The organism is Undibacterium sp. WLHG33 (assembly GCF_049544815.1).
In the GTDB taxonomy this organism is placed as follows: Bacteria; Pseudomonadota; Gammaproteobacteria; order Burkholderiales; family Burkholderiaceae_D; genus Undibacterium.
On the sequence record NZ_CP186697.1, the window covers coordinates 3,279,475 to 3,298,689 of the forward strand.

Here is a 19,215-nt window from a genome sequence, read left to right on the forward strand (position 1 = left end):
ACATTTCAGGAGAAAAGCATGAAAATCTTGAGTCGCTCTACTGCACATGATGTGCAAACCGTTGACTATATCGACACCACAGCCAGTGACAGTCAGAAAGTCTTGCGCAACACATATATGTTGCTGTCAATGACTTTATTGTTTTCTGCACTGACGGCCGGCGCGACCATCGCTTTCGCAATTCCGGGTCCCGGCATCTTTCTTACCCTGATCGGCTATTTTGGTCTGCTGTTTGCGACCAACAAACTGCGTAACAGTGCATGGGGTATTGCCAGTGTGTTTGCCCTGACAGGTTTCATGGGTTACACCCTGGGTCCGATTCTTTCCCACTATCTGAAAATGCCGGGCGGCACTTCCATTGTGATGACCGCAATGGGGATGACAGGTCTGATTTTCATGGGTCTGTCTGCCTACGTACTGATCAGCAAACGTAATTTCAGCTTCATGAGCGGCTTCCTGATGGTCGGCATGATCGTCGCACTGGTGGCGAGTCTGGGCGCGATTTTCTTCCAGATTCCAGCCTTGTCGTTGACGATTTCTGCGGTCATGGTGTTGCTGATGTCCGGCATGATCTTGTTTGAAACCAGCAATATCATCCACGGTGGCGAAACCAATTACATCATGGCGACCGTCAATCTGTACGTCACGATCTTCAATCTGTTCACAAGCCTGCTGCAATTGCTGGGCTTTATCGAAAAAGAGTAAATCATGTTGCACTCCGTCGCTCAACCCTGGATGTGGGTCGCGTTTATCGCTTTTGTCTTAGCGATGTTAGCCATAGACGTTGTGGCGCTGGGTGGTTCGCGCGCTCACAAAGTCAGCGTCAGGGAAGCGGCGGCCTGGTCCGTTGTCTGGGTCAGTTTGGCGCTGGCGTTTGATCTTGGTCTGTGGATGTATCTGACGGAAACCGTCGGTCGTGAAATCGCCACCGCGAAAGCGATGGAATTCCTGACCGGTTACGTCATCGAGAAATCGCTGTCGGTCGATAATATCTTTATCTTCCTGCTGATTTTCGGACATTTCTCAGTACCGTCGCAATATCAGCGCAAAGTCCTGCTCTATGGCGTTCTGGGCGCGATCGTGATGCGCGTCATCATGATTCTTGCCGGTAGCTGGGTCGTCACGCAGTTCGCATGGGTGCTGTATCTGTTCGGTGTGTTCCTGCTGATCACCGGTTTCCGCATGTTGGTCTCAACAGAAGCCGAACCGGATCTGGATGCTAATCCGGTATTGAAACTGGCGAAGAAATTACTGCCATTCACCAAAGAGTTTCACAAAGAAAAATTCAGTATCAAGGTCAATGGTAAGCGCGTCTTTACGCCTTTGCTGCTGGTCCTGATCCTGATTGAAGTATCCGATGTGATCTTTGCAGTCGATTCGATTCCGGCAATTTTTGCGGTGACGACTGATCCGTTCATCGTGTTCACCTCTAACATTTTCGCGATTATGGGTTTGCGGGCGTTGTATTTCCTGCTGGCCGATATGGCAGACCGTTTCCATTTACTGAAATTCGGTCTTGCATTTGTGCTGATGTTTGTCGGAATCAAGATGCTGATCGTGAAATGGATGCATGTGCCGACCGAGGTTTCGCTGATGGTGATTGGCCTGATACTTGGCGGTTCTATTATTGCCAGCCTGATCGCAACCCGTCATAAAAAGCATTAATCACGCTTTCTCACGCTGTTAATTTCATCGTCATAAGTATTCCCTTTGGGCATATCTCTCATCTGAGGATATGCCCTTTTTTGTTAATACTTAAACAAAATAGTGTCGCCTCAGACGGTCAACATATATCGATCTAACCACAATGTATAAGCAAAACCCGGTAAAAACCAGCAACCACGGCGTCAAGTCCTTGATCTGACGTATAATTTGACTTCCCAGCGCCGATTTGAGATTCAGATTGCGGGCGCGTAATAAGTGCTGCTAAAAGGACGTCGCCCGATCCGCCTGCATGCATGAGCCGATCGGGTTTTTGTTTTTCTGGACTGATGCAACATCGCCCCGGCGGCGTAATGGCTTCTGGTCGTACTAACTAATGTACTGCCTGCGTCGCCATGCCTTGCGGGAACAATGTTGCATCAGTCCTATTGATACGACGATGCGAGTAAAGATCATGACCAGAACCCTGCCTGTCTCCGCCACCGAAACCCGTTTGCGCGCATTGCTGCAACAACGCATCCTGATCCTGGACGGTGCGATGGGTACCATGATCCAGCGTTACAAACTGACGGAAGAAGATTATCGCGGCGAACGCTTCAAGGATTTTTCGGTTCCGGGTAAGGAATTATTCGTCAAAGGCAACAATGAATTACTGACCCTGACCCAGCCACACATCATTCAGGAAATTCACGAACAATATCTGGCCGCCGGTGCCGATCTGATTGAAACCAATACCTTCGGTGCGACGACCGTCGCACAAGACGATTACCACATGGCGCATCTGGCTTATGAGATGAACGTGCAGGCGGCAAAAATCGCCCGTGCTGCCTGTGACAAATACAGCAGTGCCGACAAACCGCGTTTCGTCGCCGGCGCATTAGGGCCAACGCCAAAGACCGCCTCGATTTCACCGGATGTGAATGATCCTGCGGCGCGCAATGTCACGTTCGATCAATTGGTGGCTGCCTACCATGAGCAAACCCGTGGTCTGGTCGAAGGCGGCGCCGATGTGCTGCTGGTCGAAACGATTTTCGACACCCTGAACTGCAAAGCAGCGTTGTTCGCGATTGATCAGTATTTTGAAGAAACCGGCCAGACTTTACCAATCATGATTTCCGGCACCGTGACCGATGCCTCGGGTCGCATACTGTCTGGTCAGACCGTGCCGGCATTCTGGAATTCCGTGCGTCACGCCAAGCCGCTGACCATCGGTCTGAACTGCGCACTCGGTGCGGCGCTGATGCGTCCGTATGCAGAAGAGCTGTCGAAAATTGCCGATACCTTCGTCTGCATTTATCCGAATGCAGGTTTGCCCAATCCTATGAGCGATACCGGTTTCGATGAGCTGCCTGCCGACACATCCGCCTTGCTGAAAGAATTTGCCGAAGCCGGGTTTATCAATATCGCCGGTGGTTGCTGCGGCACTACGCCACCGCATATCAAGGCGATTGCAGACATCCTGCAAACCCAGGCGCCACGTATTGTTCCTGCCATTCCGCCGGCCTGTCGTTTATCCGGTTTAGAGCCATTCACTATCGATGAACATTCTCTGTTTGTGAATGTCGGTGAACGCACGAATGTCACGGGTTCCAAAGCTTTTGCACGTCTGATTCTGAATGAGCAATACGACGAAGCCTTAGCTGTCGCCCGCCAGCAAGTGGAAAACGGTGCCCAGATCATCGACATCAATATGGATGAAGCGATGCTCGATTCTCAGGCGGCCATGACGCGCTTCCTGAATCTGATCGCGTCTGAACCGGACATCGCCCGCGTGCCGCTGATGATCGATTCGTCGAAATGGAGTGTGATTGAAGCCGGTCTGAAATGCGTGCAAGGCAAAGCCATCGTCAATTCGATTTCGATGAAAGAAGGCGAAGCAGAATTTTTACGTCAGGCCAACTTGTGTAAGCGTTATGGCGCAGCGGTCATCGTGATGGCATTTGATGAAAAAGGCCAGGCGGACACCTATCAACGCAAAATCGAAATCTGCGAACGCGCTTATCGACTGCTGGTTGATCAACTCGATTTCGATCCGCAAGACATTATTTTCGATCCGAATATATTTGCAATCGCTACCGGTATCGAAGAACACAATAACTACGCGGTCGATTTCATTGAAGCGACACGCTGGATACATCAGAACTTACCCGGCGCCAAAATCAGCGGTGGTGTCTCGAATGTGAGTTTCTCCTTCCGCGGCAATGATCCGGCACGTGAAGCGATCCATACTGTCTTCCTGTATCACGCGATACAGGCTGGTATGACGATGGGCATCGTGAATGCCGGTATGGTCGGCGTATACAGCGAGCTCGATCCCGAATTACGCGAACGCGTCGAAGACGTGGTGTTAAATCGCCGTGAAGATGCCACCGAACGCATGATCGAATTTGCAGCGACACTGAAAGCGGGTGGCAAGAAAGAAGAAGCCACGCTGGAATGGCGCAGCGAGCCTGTTGAAAAACGCTTGGCTCACGCGATGGTGCATGGCATCACGCAGTGGATCGTTGAAGATACCGAAGAAGCGCGCGTCGCCATCATGAACAATGGCGGCCGCCCGATACAGGTGATCGAAGGCCCGCTGATGGATGGCATGAATATCGTCGGTGATTTATTCGGTCAGGGCAAAATGTTCCTGCCACAGGTAGTGAAATCAGCACGCGTCATGAAGCAGGCGGTCGCGCATCTGGTGCCTTTCATCGAAGAAGAAAAAAAACGCAGCGGCGACAATAAACCGAAAGGCAAGATCGTCATCGCCACCGTCAAAGGCGACGTACATGACATCGGTAAAAACATCGTCACCGTGGTACTGCAATGTAATAACTTTGAAGTCGTGAACATGGGTGTGATGGTGCCATGCTCCGAAATTCTGGCCAAAGCCAAAGCTGAAAATGCCGACATCATCGGTCTCTCCGGCCTGATCACACCATCACTCGAAGAGATGGCTTATGTCGCTAAAGAGATGCAGCGCGACCCGCATTTTCGCATGATGAAAATCCCGCTGCTGATCGGCGGCGCCACCACCAGCCGCGCCCATACTGCGGTGAAAATCGCGCCGAATTACGAAGGCCCGGTGGTGTATGTGCCGGATGCGTCGCGCTCAGTATCAGTTGCGCAATCGTTGCTGACGCCGGAAAGCCGCGATCAGTACATTGGTGAGCTGGCGACGGATTACGAACGTATCCGCGTGCAGCATGCGAACAAAAAAACCACGCCATTGCTGACGCTGGCGCAAGCGCGTGCGAATAAAATGAAGCTCAGCTTTGATGGTGCGAACGCGCCGGTCAAACCGAAATTCATCGGTCGCCGCGTATTTAAAAACGTTGATCTGGCGACGATTGCGCATTATATCGACTGGGGTCCGTTCTTCCAGACCTGGGATCTGGCCGGGCCATTTCCTGCGATACTGATCGACAGCGTGGTCGGTGAAGCCGCCAGCAAAGTGTTTGCCGAAGGTCAGGCGATGCTGAAAAAAATCATCGATGGCCGCTGGCTGACAGCGAACGGCGTCGTCTCTTTGCTGCCTGCGAATAGCGTGCATGACGACGACATCGAAATCTACACCGACGACAGCCGCAGCCAGGTCGCATTCACCTATTACGGCACGCGCCAGCAAACCGAGAAGCCGGTGGTTGATGGCGTACAGCGGCCGAATCAATGCCTCGCTGATTTCATCGCGCCGAAAGACAGCGGTATAGCGGACTACATCGGTATGTTCGCCGTCACTGCCGGTCTGGGAATCGAAAAATACGAAAAACGTTTTGAAGACGCACATGACGATTACAGCAGCATCATGCTGAAATCGCTGGCAGACCGTCTGGCCGAAGCCTTTGCCGAATATCTGCATGAACGTGTCCGCACCGATCTGTGGGGCTATGCCGCCGATGAAAAACTCAGCAATGAAGAACTGATCAAAGAATCCTATCAGGGCATACGTCCGGCACCCGGCTATCCGGCCTGCCCGGAACACACGGTCAAGACCGCGATGTTTAAGCAGATGCAATGCGAAGAAATCGACATGCACATCACCGAATCATGGGCGATGATTCCGGGCGCTGCGGTCTCTGGTTTCTACTTTGCGCATCCGCAATCCAAATACTTCAGCGTCGGTAAAATCGGTGATGATCAGGTGGCGGACATGGCGGCACGGCGCGGTGTCGCGAAGGAAGACATCGAACGGTGGCTGGCACCGAATTTGTAGTCCTTTTCTCAAAAAATGGGGGAGTATATGGCGTTTTACGTCAATTCTCAGCGGATTGACTTGGCTTTAAAATATACTCCCCCCAGTATATTTCCCCACCGGGAAGCGCTCTGAGCGCCTTTTTGAGGTGTCTGATGACAGCGTGAGCGACATAAGTGGGGGCGTCGGGGATTGTGACTCCCGCATGAAATCTGACCATGACAGCCATTAAAAATGTCGTACCGGTAGGGGTGCTGTCTTACAATAGCGGCTCTATCGTTGTGCAGGAAAGCAGATGGTGCTGGATAACTTATCGTATGGCTCAGATCAGTCTGGTTTAATTTGTGGCTATCTGTTTGCGCATGGCCGGGCCGGCAAAACGCTGCATACCGATGAAGCGCTGGCATGGCTGCAGGCACCGCGTGCCGCCAGTGACAACAGCTTTATCTGGCTGCATTTCAATCTGACCAATGTCGCAGCCGAAAAATGGCTGCATGAACACGTGCAGCTACCGGAAGAATTCTACGAAGCACTGCACGAAGGTTCGCGCTCAACCCGGATTGAACATGCAGACCATAATCTGATCGCGGTGATTAACGATGTTCTGCACGACTTTGCATTTGAAGCGTCGGATATTGCGACCTTGTGGCTGAGTGTGACTAATAACATCATGATCAGCGCGCGCCGCAAACCTTTACAGTCGGTTGACCGCTTGCGCAATGCCGTCAATCACGGTGAAATTTTCCATTCTCCCAGCGAATTGCTGACGCATCTGTTACGCGATCAGGCCGATGTGCTGATCGGCATCGTGCGCAATGTCATCAAAAAAATTGACGACATCGAAGACCATTTGCTGGCGGACAGGCTGAACAAAAAACGCGCCAATCTGGGCGAAATCCGGCGTGTACTGGTGCGCCTGCAACGCTTGCTGGCACCGGAGCCTGCAGCCTTGTTCCGCCTGCTGCAAAAACCGCCGGTATGGCTGGCGGAAACCGATGTGCAGGAACTGCGTCAGTCCACAGAGGAGTTTGCGGTGGTGCTGAGTGACATGGCGTCCCTGCAGGAGCGCATCAAGTTATTGCAGGAAGAAATCGCCGCCAGCGAAAATGAACAGAATAACCGCTCGCTGTTTGTGCTGACTGTCGTCACGGTGCTGGCCTTGCCTATCAATATGATTGCCGGCTTACTCGGCATGAATGTCGGTGGCATTCCACTCGCGCAACACGAATACGGCTTCTGGATTGTGGTGGCGATCGTGCTGACATTCACGGTCATTGCCGGCTGGCTGGCGTTCCGTAAACGGGATCGCGATTAAAAAGCCGGCCCTCTTCTGCTACCATTGGGCATGCAGGCGCTGGCTCGTGTATTCGATAACAACACCCTCACAGAATTACACCCGTACAAATCATTTTTCGGGAAGATTTCAGTTAGTATTGGAAAAAATGACGTGGTATTTTTTACAAAAAGCTGTTTTCCGTTAAAAATTTTGCTTTTTAAATGATTAAAATTGAAAAGACCGCGGGGATCACCCCTACTATGTTGCAAGTTTTGGGTCAGCAAACGTGATGACTGACACTCATACCCAATTTATAGAACTATCCGAACTGCGGATAGGGATGTACGTCTATCTTGACGTCGGCTGGATGGATCATCCATTTCCGATCAGCAACTTCAAAATCAGCTCTCAGGAACAGATCGATACCATACGTTCGCTGGGCATAGAACGTATCCGTTATGCCCCCGATAAAAGCTCAGTCGCCGACACCACTGACACTATCACGCCAGCAGAAACTGTCAGCGCAGTAACGGAAACGCCGACAGAATATGCGTTACGCCGCCGCCGGGCATTGCTTGCTGGTCAGGCTGCCAGTCTGCAGGTGTGCGAGCGGCAATTCAATCACGCCGCGCAGACATATAAACAAGTCACCGAGCAGGTTCATGCGCAACCGGGACTGGCAAAGCAATTGGTCGAACAATTGATACAGGGGTTCCTCGGACAAATCCTCAGCGAAGATGAGGCTGCGATCCGCCTGTTGTCAGAAAAAGCCGGTGAAAAGACTTCCCTGCATTCGATTAACGTCACCGTCATTTCGCTGTTGCTGGGTAAAGCAATGGGGCTGAATAAAACCGAGATGCTCAATCTGGGGGTCGGTGCGCTCATGCACGACATCGGTAAAATCGAATTGCCTGACCGGGTACGCTGGATCGATGAACATTTCAGCGCCCCCGAAAAACTGGCATATCAGGAACACGTGGTACACAGCGTGAATCTGGCACGTAAAATGGATCTGGCGCCAAACGCCATGCTGCTGATGGCACAACATCACGAACATTACGACAGCAGCGGCTATCCCAGCCGCATTCCGGGTGAAAAGATGTCGCCGTTAAGCCGTATCGTGGCGCTCGTGAATCAGTACGATAACCTGTGTAATCCGCCGAATCCGGCACTGGCGCTAACACCGCACGAAGCCTTGTCGCAGATCTTCACCAAGTTCAAAACCCGCTTTCACGCGCCAACACTGACAACCTTCATCCGTATGATGGGGATATATCCACCAGGCTCGGTTGTGCAGTTGAGTGACGACAGATACGCGCTGGTGGTCTCGGTAAATTCCGCTCGTCCGATCAAGCCCAAAGTGATCATTCATGACTCCTCAATTGACCGCGATGAAGCGCTGGTGATTAACCTCGAACACGAGCAGCAGCTGTGCATACATCGCAGTCTCAAACCCTTGCAATTACCTAAGTCCGCGTACGATTATCTGTCGCCACGCAAGCGTTTGTGCTATTTCTTCGAACGCGGACTGGAAGCGCAATCAGATACATCCAGCGAGAGTCCGCCATGAAGGCGCATCAACTGCAGGCACTGATAGAGGGAATGCTGGAAGCCGTGATTCTGGTCGATCCTATCTCTTTGCGCATACTTGCGGCAAACCGGGCAATACACACGCTGCTCAAAGTGCAGGAAGGCAGCCTGCGCGACAAGGGTATTGTCGAGCTGGCGGCAGCGCCCGAAGATGTATTTTTCTGGGAAGACGTCGCCGCAGGCCTGTCAGAAAATATTTACTCTGAAACCTTGCTCGAATGCGCGGATAAAACCGTGGTGCAGGTGGAACGCCGGGTCAGTCTGGTCAGAGTTGGTATGGACAACTCGATTTTTGTTGTCGCAGTACGCGACTACACCAGCCAGAAACAAACGGAAAATGAACTCGAGAAACTGATCGCAGAATTGCGTGCAACGCTGGAATCGACTGCTGACGGCATACTCGTTACCGATCTGGATGGCGCTATCCGCAGTTATAACCATTTGTTTGCCAGTCTCTGGGGGCTGCCTGACGAGCTGATGACGCAGCGTGACGATGCAGCAATTTATGCCTGGATGGATAAGTGCATGATAGACGCCGATCATTATACCGAGCGTCTCGGTACGATCAGCCGCTCACCACTGATGGAAGCCAGTGACGTGCTGGTCCTTCGTTCCGGCAAAATTCTCGAGCGCGTGACACTGCCGCAATATGCACGTGGCCGCCCGATCGGCAGAGTGTATTCGTATCGCGATATCACGCAAAAACTCGCTGATGAAGCACGCCTGCAGCTGGCGGCAAAAGTATTTGAATCCAGTACAGATGCGATTTTCATCACCGACAAAGATCAGCGCATCATCACCACCAATCCGAGTTTTGAGCGGCTGAGCGGTTACACCGAAAGCGAAATGCAAAAAAAGACGCCGCGCGATTTTTTTGCCGCAGAAAGTAATCCGGATCTGATCGATCAGTTACTGGCAAAGCTGGAAAAAGACGGCTGCTGGGAAGGTGAACTCTGGAATCGCCGTAAAAACGGACATGCGTATCTGTGCATGATCACTCTGGTCAAAGTGCAGGATGAAAAAAATAATACTCTGCACTACATCGGTTTTTTCAAAGACAGAACCGAAACCCACGTTGCCAAGCAAAAAATCGAGGAACTGGCTTTTTCAGATGCGCTGACTGGCTTGCCGAATCGCCTGCTGCTGTCAGAACGGATCAAGCAATCGATTACGATTTCCAGCCGCGATCACAGTAATTTTGCTGTTCTGTTTCTCGATCTTGATCACTTCAAACAAATCAACGATTCTCTTGGTCATCAGTTTGGTGACCGGGTGCTGCTGGAAGTCACTGAGCGCCTGAAAAAATGTATCCGACAGGTCGATACCGCCGCCCGTCTCGGCGGCGACGAATTTGTGTTACTGCTGCATGAGGCCGATGCCGCCGGTGCTGAAGTGTGCGCACAGCGCGTGCTAGAAGAATTATCTGTACCGATCAATCTGGAAGGAATGAGCTTTACCGTGACGTCCAGTATCGGCATTGCTTTGTTCCCCGATGACGGAACAAATATGGATGATCTGATCAAAAATGCCGACAGCGCCATGTATCACGTCAAGGAACGCGGCCGTTCGGATTTCCGTTTCTATCAGCGCCAGATGAACATCGGTTTGTTATCACGCATGAAGCTTGATCACGCCATGCGTCAGGCACTGGAACATCAGCGTTTCCGCCTGCATTACCAGCCACAGATCAACCTGAGTACCGGCGAAATCTTTGGCGTTGAAGCCTTGTTGCGCTGGAATGACAAGGATCTCGGCGAAATCGGCCCGGCACAGTTTATTCCGATTGCCGAAGAAACCGGCGTCATTGTTCCTATCGGTAACTGGGTCATGCAGACGGCAATCAGCCAGGCCGCGCAATGGAACCGCGCGGGGCATACATTACGGATGGGTTTCAATGTCTCGGCACTGCAATTTCAGCAAGCCAATTTTGTGGAGTCGATAGCCGCTGCGCTGGAAGAACATCAACTGAGCCCGGATAAAATTGAACTGGAACTGACTGAATCCGTACTGATACGGGATGTCGAGGAAAATTTAAAGAAACTGGAATCGCTGGCAAAACTGGGGGTGAAGTTATCGATTGATGATTTCGGTACTGGCTACTCCAGCCTCAGTTATCTGAAGCGTTTTCCTATCCATAAGCTGAAAATTGACCGTTCTTTCATCGATGAATTACCAACTGACGAAAGCGATGTTGCTATCGTCACGGCAATCATCCATCTGGCACATGCCTTGAAACTGCAAGTCATTGCTGAGGGCGTAGAAACTGAGGAACAGAAAAATTTCCTGCTCAATCTGCACTGCGACGAATTTCAGGGTTATCTGTTCTCACCGGCGATATCCGCCGGTGAATTTGAGGAAAAATTTCTGTAAATCATTCAGGATTTGAATTGCCAGTGGCGGCTCTCTTGCTGAATCGCTGCAACCTGTTCAGCAGTCAGCCCGGTATTGACCAGATCCCGGCTGTCTATCGCTTTGCTGCCGACATTGATGCTGGCTCTGAGTAAATACTGATAAGCCAGGAAAATATCCTTTGGCACACCAGCGCCATATAAATATTGACGGCCAAGTTCAAATTCAGCGGATGATAATTCCTGAGCAGCAGCAAGATTGAGCCAGTACACCGCCTGCTTTTCGTCTTTAGGCACACCCCATCCATTAAGGTACAACATCGCCAGATGGTACTGTGCGCTTGTGTTCCCCTGTTCGGCCGCATCCTGATACCAGACAGCTGCCTCACTATAGCTGTGCGGCACCAGCGTCCCCGCTTCATGCAGGGAACCAAGCACTAACTGGGCAGCGGCAAATTCCTGTTCAGCCGCCTGATACAAAAGCTCAAGTGCCTTCTGTTTTTCTTCCGGACTGGTATAACTGGATAAATACAGCAGACCGAGATTCGTCTGGGCACCGGGATGACCCTGATCTGCGGCACGCTTGAGCCAGAAACGTGCCTCATCCACGTTCTTATAACCAAAATCACCGTTCAGATACGACAACGCCAGGGCATTTTGTGCCTGCATGTCGCCGAGTACAGCCCAACGCTGAATCTGCAGTTCGTCATCGTCAAAATCATCATCGCCTGATGCCGTCGCACACGAAGACATGATCGCGAGCGCGCAAAACAAATGTCGCCACTTTTTCATGATTCTCTTCCACTATTGTCGGTACTCACGATGTTACGTCTTAACCTGAGAGAAACATATTTCCATACTGTCGATTAAGGTAACAAATTGTAGTCGTCACTGATGACGAGATCCTGAGCAGGGGTTACACTGACGGTCTGCCCCTCTGAAAAGGATGAACCGTGAGTTTTACCATCGCTAAAAAATTGCGTATTGGCCTGATTGCAAACCGTTCTCATCAGGATGCACATGATTCCGCCTTAGTTCAGTTAATTCGGGGTTCGCGTCAGGCTATCACATTCTTGCAACCGGAGTTTGTGGTCGTCGGCAGAACGCTGGACGCGATGGTCACACATGGATTACTCGATATTTGCCAGCATGTTGAGCGTTTTCCCTATGGTCGCGACGGCGGTCTGATGAAGCTGGTCTCACGCGTGGTTGACAGCGACCCGGCCAAGGCCGTGGATGCGGTGATTTATCTGATCGATCCGGTCGATCCCTCATCTGTTTTCCCGGAAGCAGTCGCATTAAAACGGCAATGTGTGATTCATAAAAAGCCGTTTCTGGCCAGTCTGGCCGGCGCACGCGAATGGCTGGAACTGGAAGCGACCGTCAATGGTGCACCTGCCGACCCTGTGCTCAATGCCAGTTTCAGTCTGGACAATGAAGGTATCGCTCTGATCGCGCACGATGCAATGAAAGATAAAATGCTGGCACTGGCAGAAAAACATTTCAGCGTACTGGATAAATTTGCGCACCGGTATGCGACCGGCACCACCGGTGGTCTGCTGAATCAGCTGGCAAAAAAAATCAAAGGCGAAACAGGACGTGACTGGGTGCAGCCCTTTCTGTCCGGCCCGCTGGGCGGCGATGCCCAATTAGCGGAACTGGTGCTCGACAGAAAAATACGGCGCATCCTGTTTCTGGAAGACCCGCACGTCGCCCGTCAGCATGAAGCCGATATCCAGTTACTCGAACGTGCCGCCCGCACCGTGACCGATTTCGCGCAGGTCTTTAGCGAAGTGGAAGGTGCCGATCGCTGGCTGACCTTCCTCAGTGAGCGTTCCTCCCTGTGAGCGATGAAAGTGGCCGCCACCGATATTCCCTGCGGTGGGCAACGCCTTGATTGCAACTGATTGATAAGCAGATAGTGAATCAGTACAATCGCGTACCACTATGCCGCACCACGCGGCCCGCTCATGATCAATCTCCCGGCAATCAAGGACGCCCGATGACACGCAAATATTCAGATATGAACCAGCATGACGCCCTGTATAAAGTGGCACGTGCTTATCCGGGCGGGCTGGAAGCGCTGGCACTGCGCATGGATATGTCTGTCAACGTGCTCAGGAACAAACTGGCTCCGGGCATAGACTCACACTATCCTTCGTTTGAGGAACTGTCAGTCATCATCGAACACTGTCATAACGCCGGAGTGAAAGAAGCGCATCTGCCATTGCACGCCTTGCTCGGACGCCACGGCATGGCCGCATTCGTCGTGCCGGAACCGGATGAAGTGCTGAAAGATGATCTCTCACAAACCGTGTGCCGGGTCATGAGTCAGGTGGGGGATGTCGCTGAAGCGGTCTCCACAGCACTGCTTGATGGCGTCATCACCGATGCTGAAGCCGATCTGATCGAGCGTGAATTTCAGGGTGCGCTGACCGCGCTTGGCGAATGGCGCGCGCGTATCCGCGCTCATCGCAAGTCTCAGGAGTGAGTCTCTGCGTCAGCTGCAGCTCTGTTTTACAATAGCGCTCCTGCTGACATTTCCATCACCATGTCTACCGAGCCTGAATCCGCACGACCGCGCCCGACGTCTTTAGCAGACATCTTCTTCTCATTTACTGTGCTGGCACTGCAAGGTTTTGGCGGTGTCGTCGCCATCGTGCAAAGAGAAATGGTAGAACGCAAACGCTGGCTGACCAACGAGGAATTCGTGGAGGACTGGGCCGTTGCGCAAATCATGCCCGGCCCGAATGTCATCAATCTTTGTCTGATGATAGGCAACCGCTACTTTGGTCTGCGGGGCGCACTGACGGCGCTGGCCGGTTTATTGCTGATTCCGCTGATCATCGTTTTGCTGATGGCAGCGGTATACGCTCAGTTTGCGCAACATCCCGGCGTAGCCGGAGCTTTGCGCGGCATGAGCGCCGTGACGTCCGGGCTGATTGCTGCTACCGGTCTGAAGCTAATTCCTGCACTCAATCATCATCCATTAGGCAAACGTCTGGCACTGTTATTCAGCGCTGTCTGTTTTGTCTGTGTCGCCATCTTCAAACTGCCATTGGTCTATGTATTACTGGGACTGGGTGCCATCAGCTGGGCGCTGGTGTTCAGGAAACTGAAATAATGAGCGAAGCTATCCATCCGGTTTTACACATCAGCATGAATTGGGGCGACTGGCTTCATCTGTGGCTGCATTATCTGATGCTTTCCTTGCTGTCGATAGGCGGCGCCGTATCGACCTTACCGGACATGCACCGTTATCTGGTTGATCAGCAGCACTGGCTCACGGATGCGCAATTCAACGCCTCAATCGCGATTGCACAGGCCGCACCTGGGCCGAATGTGCTGTTTATCGCTCTGATGGGCTGGAATATCGGTCTCAACAGCGGCAGCATGTGGGCGGGCTTGCTCGGTGTGCTGATCACGATGTCAGGCATCCTGCTGCCAAGCACCACGCTCACGTATATGGCGGCCCGCTGGGGTCATGAAAACCGCGATCTGCTTGGCGTACGCAGTTTTAAACTCGCGATGACGCCTATCGTGATTGGCCTGCTGCTCGCGACAGGCTGGATCATGGCGAGTTCACACAATGTTGTGGCGCGCGACTGGTCACTGTGGCTGCTCTCGGCAGCATGTGCCTTCATGGTCTGGCGCACCAGCCTGCATTTGTTGTGGCTGCTGGCGGCGGGTGCGCTGCTGGGCTGGTTCGGGCTGGTCTAAACAAAACCCAGAGTACGGTTGCTGACATTATAGTTCGCCAGATTCGGTAACAGCATCAGTAAATCGCTGTCCGACACGCCCAGCCATTTACCGAGCGTTGCGGCATACTGATCTACCGACGTGGTCGGCAGTAAGCGCCCCTGACCAACATCATCCGGACCATTCGACGCAACAACGGGCGGTGTGCCGAAATAGCGCTGACCATTCACCGCACCGCCCATCACAAAATGCATACTACCCCAGCCGTGGTCTGACCCATCGTTATTACCACTGAGCGTACGGCCAAAATCGGATGCGGTGAACGTGGTTACCCGGTCCGCCACGCCTAACTCCATTGTTGCGTTATAAAACGCAGCCATAGCGTCTGCCAGCGTTTTCATCAGACCGGGATGATTTGCCACCAGACCGTCATGCGTATCAAAACCACCCATAGACACAAAAAATACCTGGCGTTTTGCGCCCAGTGTGGTCGCACTGGAAATCATACGGGCCACTAATTTCAGCTGATCGCCAAGGCTGTTTTTCGTCGGGAAAGGCGTATTCAGTACAGGTGCGCTGGCCAAAGCCGAAGACAAAATGACGTTCGCATCAATCGCCCGTTTAGTCACGCGGTTGTATTCATTTTCAAATACATGCGTACGGCTTTGTGTGATTAAGGCTTGTAAAGCCGCAGAGCATTCTTTCGAGCCGAACATAGGTGTCTGCAACGCAGATAACGGTACTGATCCGCTGGTCGACACCTGATACTGGACTGCCGTGTTGCCCGATAAATAGACAGCGTTGCCGGACACATTAATACAAGTGAACGTGGAGTTGGTATTCGCGGCTTGAAACAAATCTCCCATACGACCGCCCCAGCCGGTGCGTGCACCTTCAGCAGCACTCGACTGCCATACGGATTGCTGGTCGTTATGCGAAAACAGTTTCGGCGGTAAAGGTACGCTCTTGTTTGTGTACTGTAATTTGGTAGTCGGTTGTACCAGCGTGCCGGCATTCAGGATCACGCCTAATTTTCCGGCATTAAAAATAGGCATCAGCGGTGCCAGATTCGGTGCCAGCGCATATTGATGACTGACACCTGCGCTGTCTTTCGGGTCGTTGAGCGAGGTCAGCGCTGTTGCCGTCAGCGCATCCCGTGCATATGCCAGAGTCGGGCGCAAGCTTGAATACGCATTGTAGGAGCTGGTATCGTAAGGCACCAAGGTGTTGCCGTAATCATTACCGCCGTATAAAAATACACAGACAATGGCTTTGTAATCCGTTGCGGTCGCTGCAGCTGCCTCTGACATCGCTGCCAGATTTAAAGCCCACGGTGTCGCAATACCTGCCACCGATAACGCTGAGGCGCGCTGTAAAAATGCGCGGCGTGATGCATTCATCCTGGTTTGATCGGTCATGATAAATTCCTTATTTAATGACGAGAAATTCTGGCGCTGCCAGAACCAGGGTCAGTGCGGCGTAAATGCGGTTATTCCGGCGTGCATCGGTACCGCTAGGCATGGTGTTGACGGCCGTAGCAATGGTGTTGAGGGTTTCATCACTGAGCTGCCCTGCTGCCAGCACGATATTGATTTCTTTCAACAGCGCCGGTACGTTGTCAGTTAAAGGCAGCAAACTGCTGTAATCGGGAATTAAATCCGTATTACCAAGGCTGACCAACCGCTGCATATAATTGACATAACCGACGACCGTCGATTCATTCGTGATCTGAAATTCCGGGGCGACCAAGGATACTGCAGCAATCGCGCTATTTGGCGGTACGTAACCCGGTCGGAAAAAATTGAAAACCGACGAAGAACGCAAGGGACTTTGCCCGAGACGGGTAGCCGGGTCACTGGTATTACCTATGCTCCAGTTACCACTGACGGAAGAAAGCTTATACGCACGTGCCCATGCCAGCAAGCGCAACACCGGTTCACGCAATTTACCTGCGAGCGGATTGCTGAGAATTTCTGCGTTGCGCGCTTCATCATCCAGCAGCAAGGCTTTGATCACCGCACCCAGATTGCCTTTCACTCCTTTGCCATCGTTCAGGAATACACTCGCAACACGCTGTACATAGGCCGGCGTCGGGTTACTGGTCACCAGTCGCTGTATCAGCTGACGGCAGATAAAAGGGGCCACATTCGGATGTGCAAAAATAATATCCAGAGCCGCTTTTAAACTTTGCGCTCCGTTTAAACCGGCGGGCACCGTCGCTCCCAGAAATGTCGAAGCGCCTGTTTCATGGCGACTATCAACCTGCGTCATCGGACGCCGTAAAAAATCCGGCGTGTCGGTTTTGCTGGTGGATAAATCGAAATCCCAGCCAGTGAAAATTCTGGCAAGACCGGTGATGTCATCAAGAGTGTAGGTTTCCTGCTGGACGCCATTCACGGTCTGTGGCGTCCCGTCAGGATTAAGCTTTAACAGGCCGATAGAAAATAACTGCATCAGTTCGCGCGCATAATTCTCGTCGGGGAGCGCACCGGTTTTGGCATTGTATTTGGTGTTGCCGCGATAGGTCAGGTATTGCCCCATGGCGGCACTGGTGGACACATTTTCCAGCAAAGTACGGAAATTGCCAAAACATTGTGCTTCCAGTAAATCGAGAAACTGTGCAGCAGAAAACGCCTGCCAGCCCGCGCCGACCAAACCATCAATACCGATCACGATAATTTCCGACAAAGCCAGCGTCACGCGTTGACGTAAGGTATCCGGCGCGTTAATCAGCCTGTACCAGACCACAGAATCAAAACCGTTCTGGGTAAAAATATTCGCCGCCGCATTAAAGCCTTTGGCGACCAGCCAGTCCCAGCGGCTCTGGGACAACGGCATCGCCATCTGTTCATCTATCCACGCTGCGTAGCCTATCGCACTGACACGCGCAATCTGTTCGCGTGTCGCACCGGTTGACGCCTGAGCCAGAAAGCGGGACGCCTGAATATCGGTAACCGGTGGCCCACTGGTGACAGGGGGAGTGCCGCCGATACTGCCGGTCGTTCCGCCACCACAGGCACTCAGCAGCGTCGCCGACGCCACTACTGCTGCTGATAAATCCGCACCGGCATTGGTATACGGGCGGGACGGGGCAGCCACGGCCACCATCTCATCTTCTGTCTGAACCTGCATGTCTTTCCCCTTCTGTATGTACATGGCGCCGGACGCTGCTGACAACTCCGGCAACAGCATAAACGAGAGACTGCCGGTCCGCACACCGAATTTGTATGTGCTCTTCACAAAATAAATACATAAGCTGCTCAAAAAATAGCATGTTTCATAGGAGAACATCGCCGTTGGGACAAACCAACAGCATGAATTCTTGTTACATATTCGCTACTTAAAGCAACTCCCTTTAGCGGATACCCGCTACCGCATCATCAATCTTTGTTACAGTCCGCACCACAGATTAAGGTATCCTTGTCAATTCGCCACCCTGAAATTCCTGACCGCTATCCATGAAGTTGAGTATCGAAGCACCAGAAAATGACCCTGCCAAGTCTGGCGAAATTCATCTGCATATACGGTTTCGACCCGCCAATTTCGTAGGTATCCTGATTGTTCTGATCATTCACGCCTTGCTGCTGTATTTTTTACTGAACATGCATCCGGTCAAGAAAAAAAAACAGGGGGATGATGCTGCCGCACAAAATCCCATCGTTCTGATGCTGGATAAGGCCACTGTCGCCAAGATGGCTGTCCCTGAACCGAAAAAACCGGTTACCAAACCTGTGGTTATTCAACGGCCGAAAAAGTCTGTAGCCTCACCTGCAACACCAGCGGTCGCACCGGTTCAGATGGCGCAAACAACTGTCACACCGCCGACACCCATCGTTCAGGCACCACCTGAACAGGATATGATGAGTATGCTCAATGCTGCACGCGAACGCCGCCGTGCACAGGAACAGTCCAGCCAGGAGGCCGCCGTGAATCAGCCGGCGCGTGGCATGACTCCGCAAGAAGTCGCGGAAGCCAATGTCCGCCGTAGTATGCAACAAGCGAATGGTCGCGAAGGTACAGGCGGGGTGTTCCAGATCACCAGCAAAAGCTTGCGCGTAGCAACCTTTACTTTCCGCGGCTGGAAGCCCGACCGGCAAAACAGCTTCAAAAAGACTATTGAAGTGGATGCAGGTCTTGGCGGCGACATTGATATCGCCATCATCCGCCGCATGATCATGTTAATCCGCGAAGAATATCAGGGCGACTTCAGCTGGGAGTCACATCGCCTTGGCCGAGTCGTCACCTTATCAGCCAGACCACAGGACACGGCAGAGCTGGAAAATTTCATGATGAAAGAATTTTTCGGTAACGGTCGCTAACAACTGCGGAATCTGAATTCCACAAGATGTGCTGATGCTCTGCCATAGGGTGAGAAGGTGTCACTGCGAACCTGAACACGAAGACATTGGGTGTCTGCTGATATTGATTACACATCCCCGCAAAACTGTCCGGCACGCATATTA

Annotated in this window: 15 protein-coding genes; 12 read left to right on the forward strand and 3 right to left on the reverse strand. The window is 52.2% G+C overall.

The genetic code is table 11. The features are described 5' to 3' along the window. Positions 1-18: 18 nt before the first annotated feature. The 7 genes from ACOTSW_RS14835 to ACOTSW_RS14865 all read left to right on the forward strand — a co-directional run bounded on the left by ACOTSW_RS14835 (position 19) and on the right by ACOTSW_RS14865 (position 11,075). A complete protein-coding gene (locus ACOTSW_RS14835) occupies positions 19-705 on the forward strand; it encodes a Bax inhibitor-1/YccA family protein (RefSeq protein ID WP_423679842.1) in 687 nt (228 codons plus the stop codon). Positions 706-708: 3 nt separating this feature from the next. Further along, positions 709-1,665, forward strand: a complete 957-nt coding sequence (locus ACOTSW_RS14840) for a TerC family protein (RefSeq protein ID WP_423679843.1) — start codon at positions 709-711, stop codon at positions 1,663-1,665. A gap of 451 nt (positions 1,666-2,116) precedes the next feature. Beyond that, positions 2,117-5,860: a methionine synthase gene (metH, locus tag ACOTSW_RS14845; RefSeq protein WP_423679845.1), complete on the forward strand. Its 3,744-nt coding sequence runs from the start codon at positions 2,117-2,119 to the stop codon at positions 5,858-5,860. 197 nt (positions 5,861-6,057) lie between these two features. After that, positions 6,058-6,180, forward strand: coding sequence for a hypothetical protein (locus ACOTSW_RS14850; protein WP_423679846.1), 123 nt, complete (start codon positions 6,058-6,060; stop codon positions 6,178-6,180). Continuing rightward, entirely contained in the window at positions 6,135-7,154 is a 1,020-nt protein-coding gene (locus ACOTSW_RS14855) for a transporter (protein WP_423679847.1), read from the forward strand. Before ACOTSW_RS14850 ends, ACOTSW_RS14855 begins: the two co-directional genes overlap by 46 nt. A 250-nt stretch (positions 7,155-7,404) precedes the next feature. After that, positions 7,405-8,685, forward strand: a complete 1,281-nt coding sequence (locus ACOTSW_RS14860; protein WP_423679848.1) for an HD-GYP domain-containing protein — start codon at positions 7,405-7,407, stop codon at positions 8,683-8,685. After that, positions 8,682-11,075, forward strand: a complete 2,394-nt coding sequence (locus ACOTSW_RS14865; protein WP_423679849.1) for a sensor domain-containing protein — start codon at positions 8,682-8,684, stop codon at positions 11,073-11,075. Before ACOTSW_RS14860 ends, ACOTSW_RS14865 begins: the two co-directional genes overlap by 4 nt. 5 nt (positions 11,076-11,080) lie before the next feature. Here the strand turns inward: ACOTSW_RS14865 and ACOTSW_RS14870 are convergent, their stop codons facing one another. Then, positions 11,081-11,845: a tetratricopeptide repeat protein gene (locus ACOTSW_RS14870; RefSeq protein WP_423679850.1), complete on the reverse strand. Its 765-nt coding sequence runs from the start codon at positions 11,843-11,845 to the stop codon at positions 11,081-11,083. Between the two features lie 161 nt (positions 11,846-12,006). Between ACOTSW_RS14870 and ACOTSW_RS14875 the strand changes: the two genes are divergently transcribed. The 4 genes from ACOTSW_RS14875 to ACOTSW_RS14890 all read left to right on the forward strand — a co-directional run bounded on the left by ACOTSW_RS14875 (position 12,007) and on the right by ACOTSW_RS14890 (position 14,773). Further along, positions 12,007-12,900 carry a methylglyoxal synthase gene (locus ACOTSW_RS14875; protein ID WP_423679851.1) on the forward strand — a complete coding sequence of 298 codons (894 nt, stop codon included), beginning with the start codon at positions 12,007-12,009 and terminating at the stop codon, positions 12,898-12,900. A 155-nt stretch (positions 12,901-13,055) separates the two neighbouring features. Further along, the gene (locus ACOTSW_RS14880) at positions 13,056-13,544 is read left to right on the forward strand and encodes a phage regulatory CII family protein (protein ID WP_423679852.1); all 489 of its coding nucleotides are present in this window, start codon (positions 13,056-13,058) and stop codon (positions 13,542-13,544) included. 60 nt (positions 13,545-13,604) lie between these two features. Beyond that, positions 13,605-14,177 carry a chromate transporter gene (locus ACOTSW_RS14885; RefSeq protein WP_423679854.1) on the forward strand — a complete coding sequence of 191 codons (573 nt, stop codon included), beginning with the start codon at positions 13,605-13,607 and terminating at the stop codon, positions 14,175-14,177. Next, complete coding sequence (locus ACOTSW_RS14890; protein WP_423679855.1) at positions 14,177-14,773, forward strand: chromate transporter; 597 nt, start codon at positions 14,177-14,179, stop codon at positions 14,771-14,773. Before ACOTSW_RS14885 ends, ACOTSW_RS14890 begins: the two co-directional genes overlap by 1 nt. On the opposite strand, the gene ACOTSW_RS14895 is transcribed toward ACOTSW_RS14890, so the two are convergent. Next, the gene (locus tag ACOTSW_RS14895) at positions 14,770-16,170 is read right to left on the reverse strand and encodes a DUF1501 domain-containing protein (RefSeq protein WP_423679857.1); all 1,401 of its coding nucleotides are present in this window, start codon (positions 16,168-16,170) and stop codon (positions 14,770-14,772) included. The genes ACOTSW_RS14890 and ACOTSW_RS14895 overlap by 4 nt on opposite strands. 10 nt (positions 16,171-16,180) lie before the next feature. Continuing rightward, a complete protein-coding gene (locus ACOTSW_RS14900; RefSeq protein WP_423679858.1) occupies positions 16,181-17,992 on the reverse strand; it encodes a DUF1800 domain-containing protein in 1,812 nt (603 codons plus the stop codon). A gap of 218 nt (positions 17,993-18,210) precedes the next feature. Between ACOTSW_RS14900 and ACOTSW_RS14905 the strand changes: the two genes are divergently transcribed. Next, on the forward strand, positions 18,211-19,071 hold the full coding sequence (locus ACOTSW_RS14905; RefSeq protein WP_423679859.1) for a hypothetical protein: 861 nt from the start codon (positions 18,211-18,213) through the stop codon (positions 19,069-19,071). The last annotated feature ends 144 nt before the right edge of the window (positions 19,072-19,215 follow it).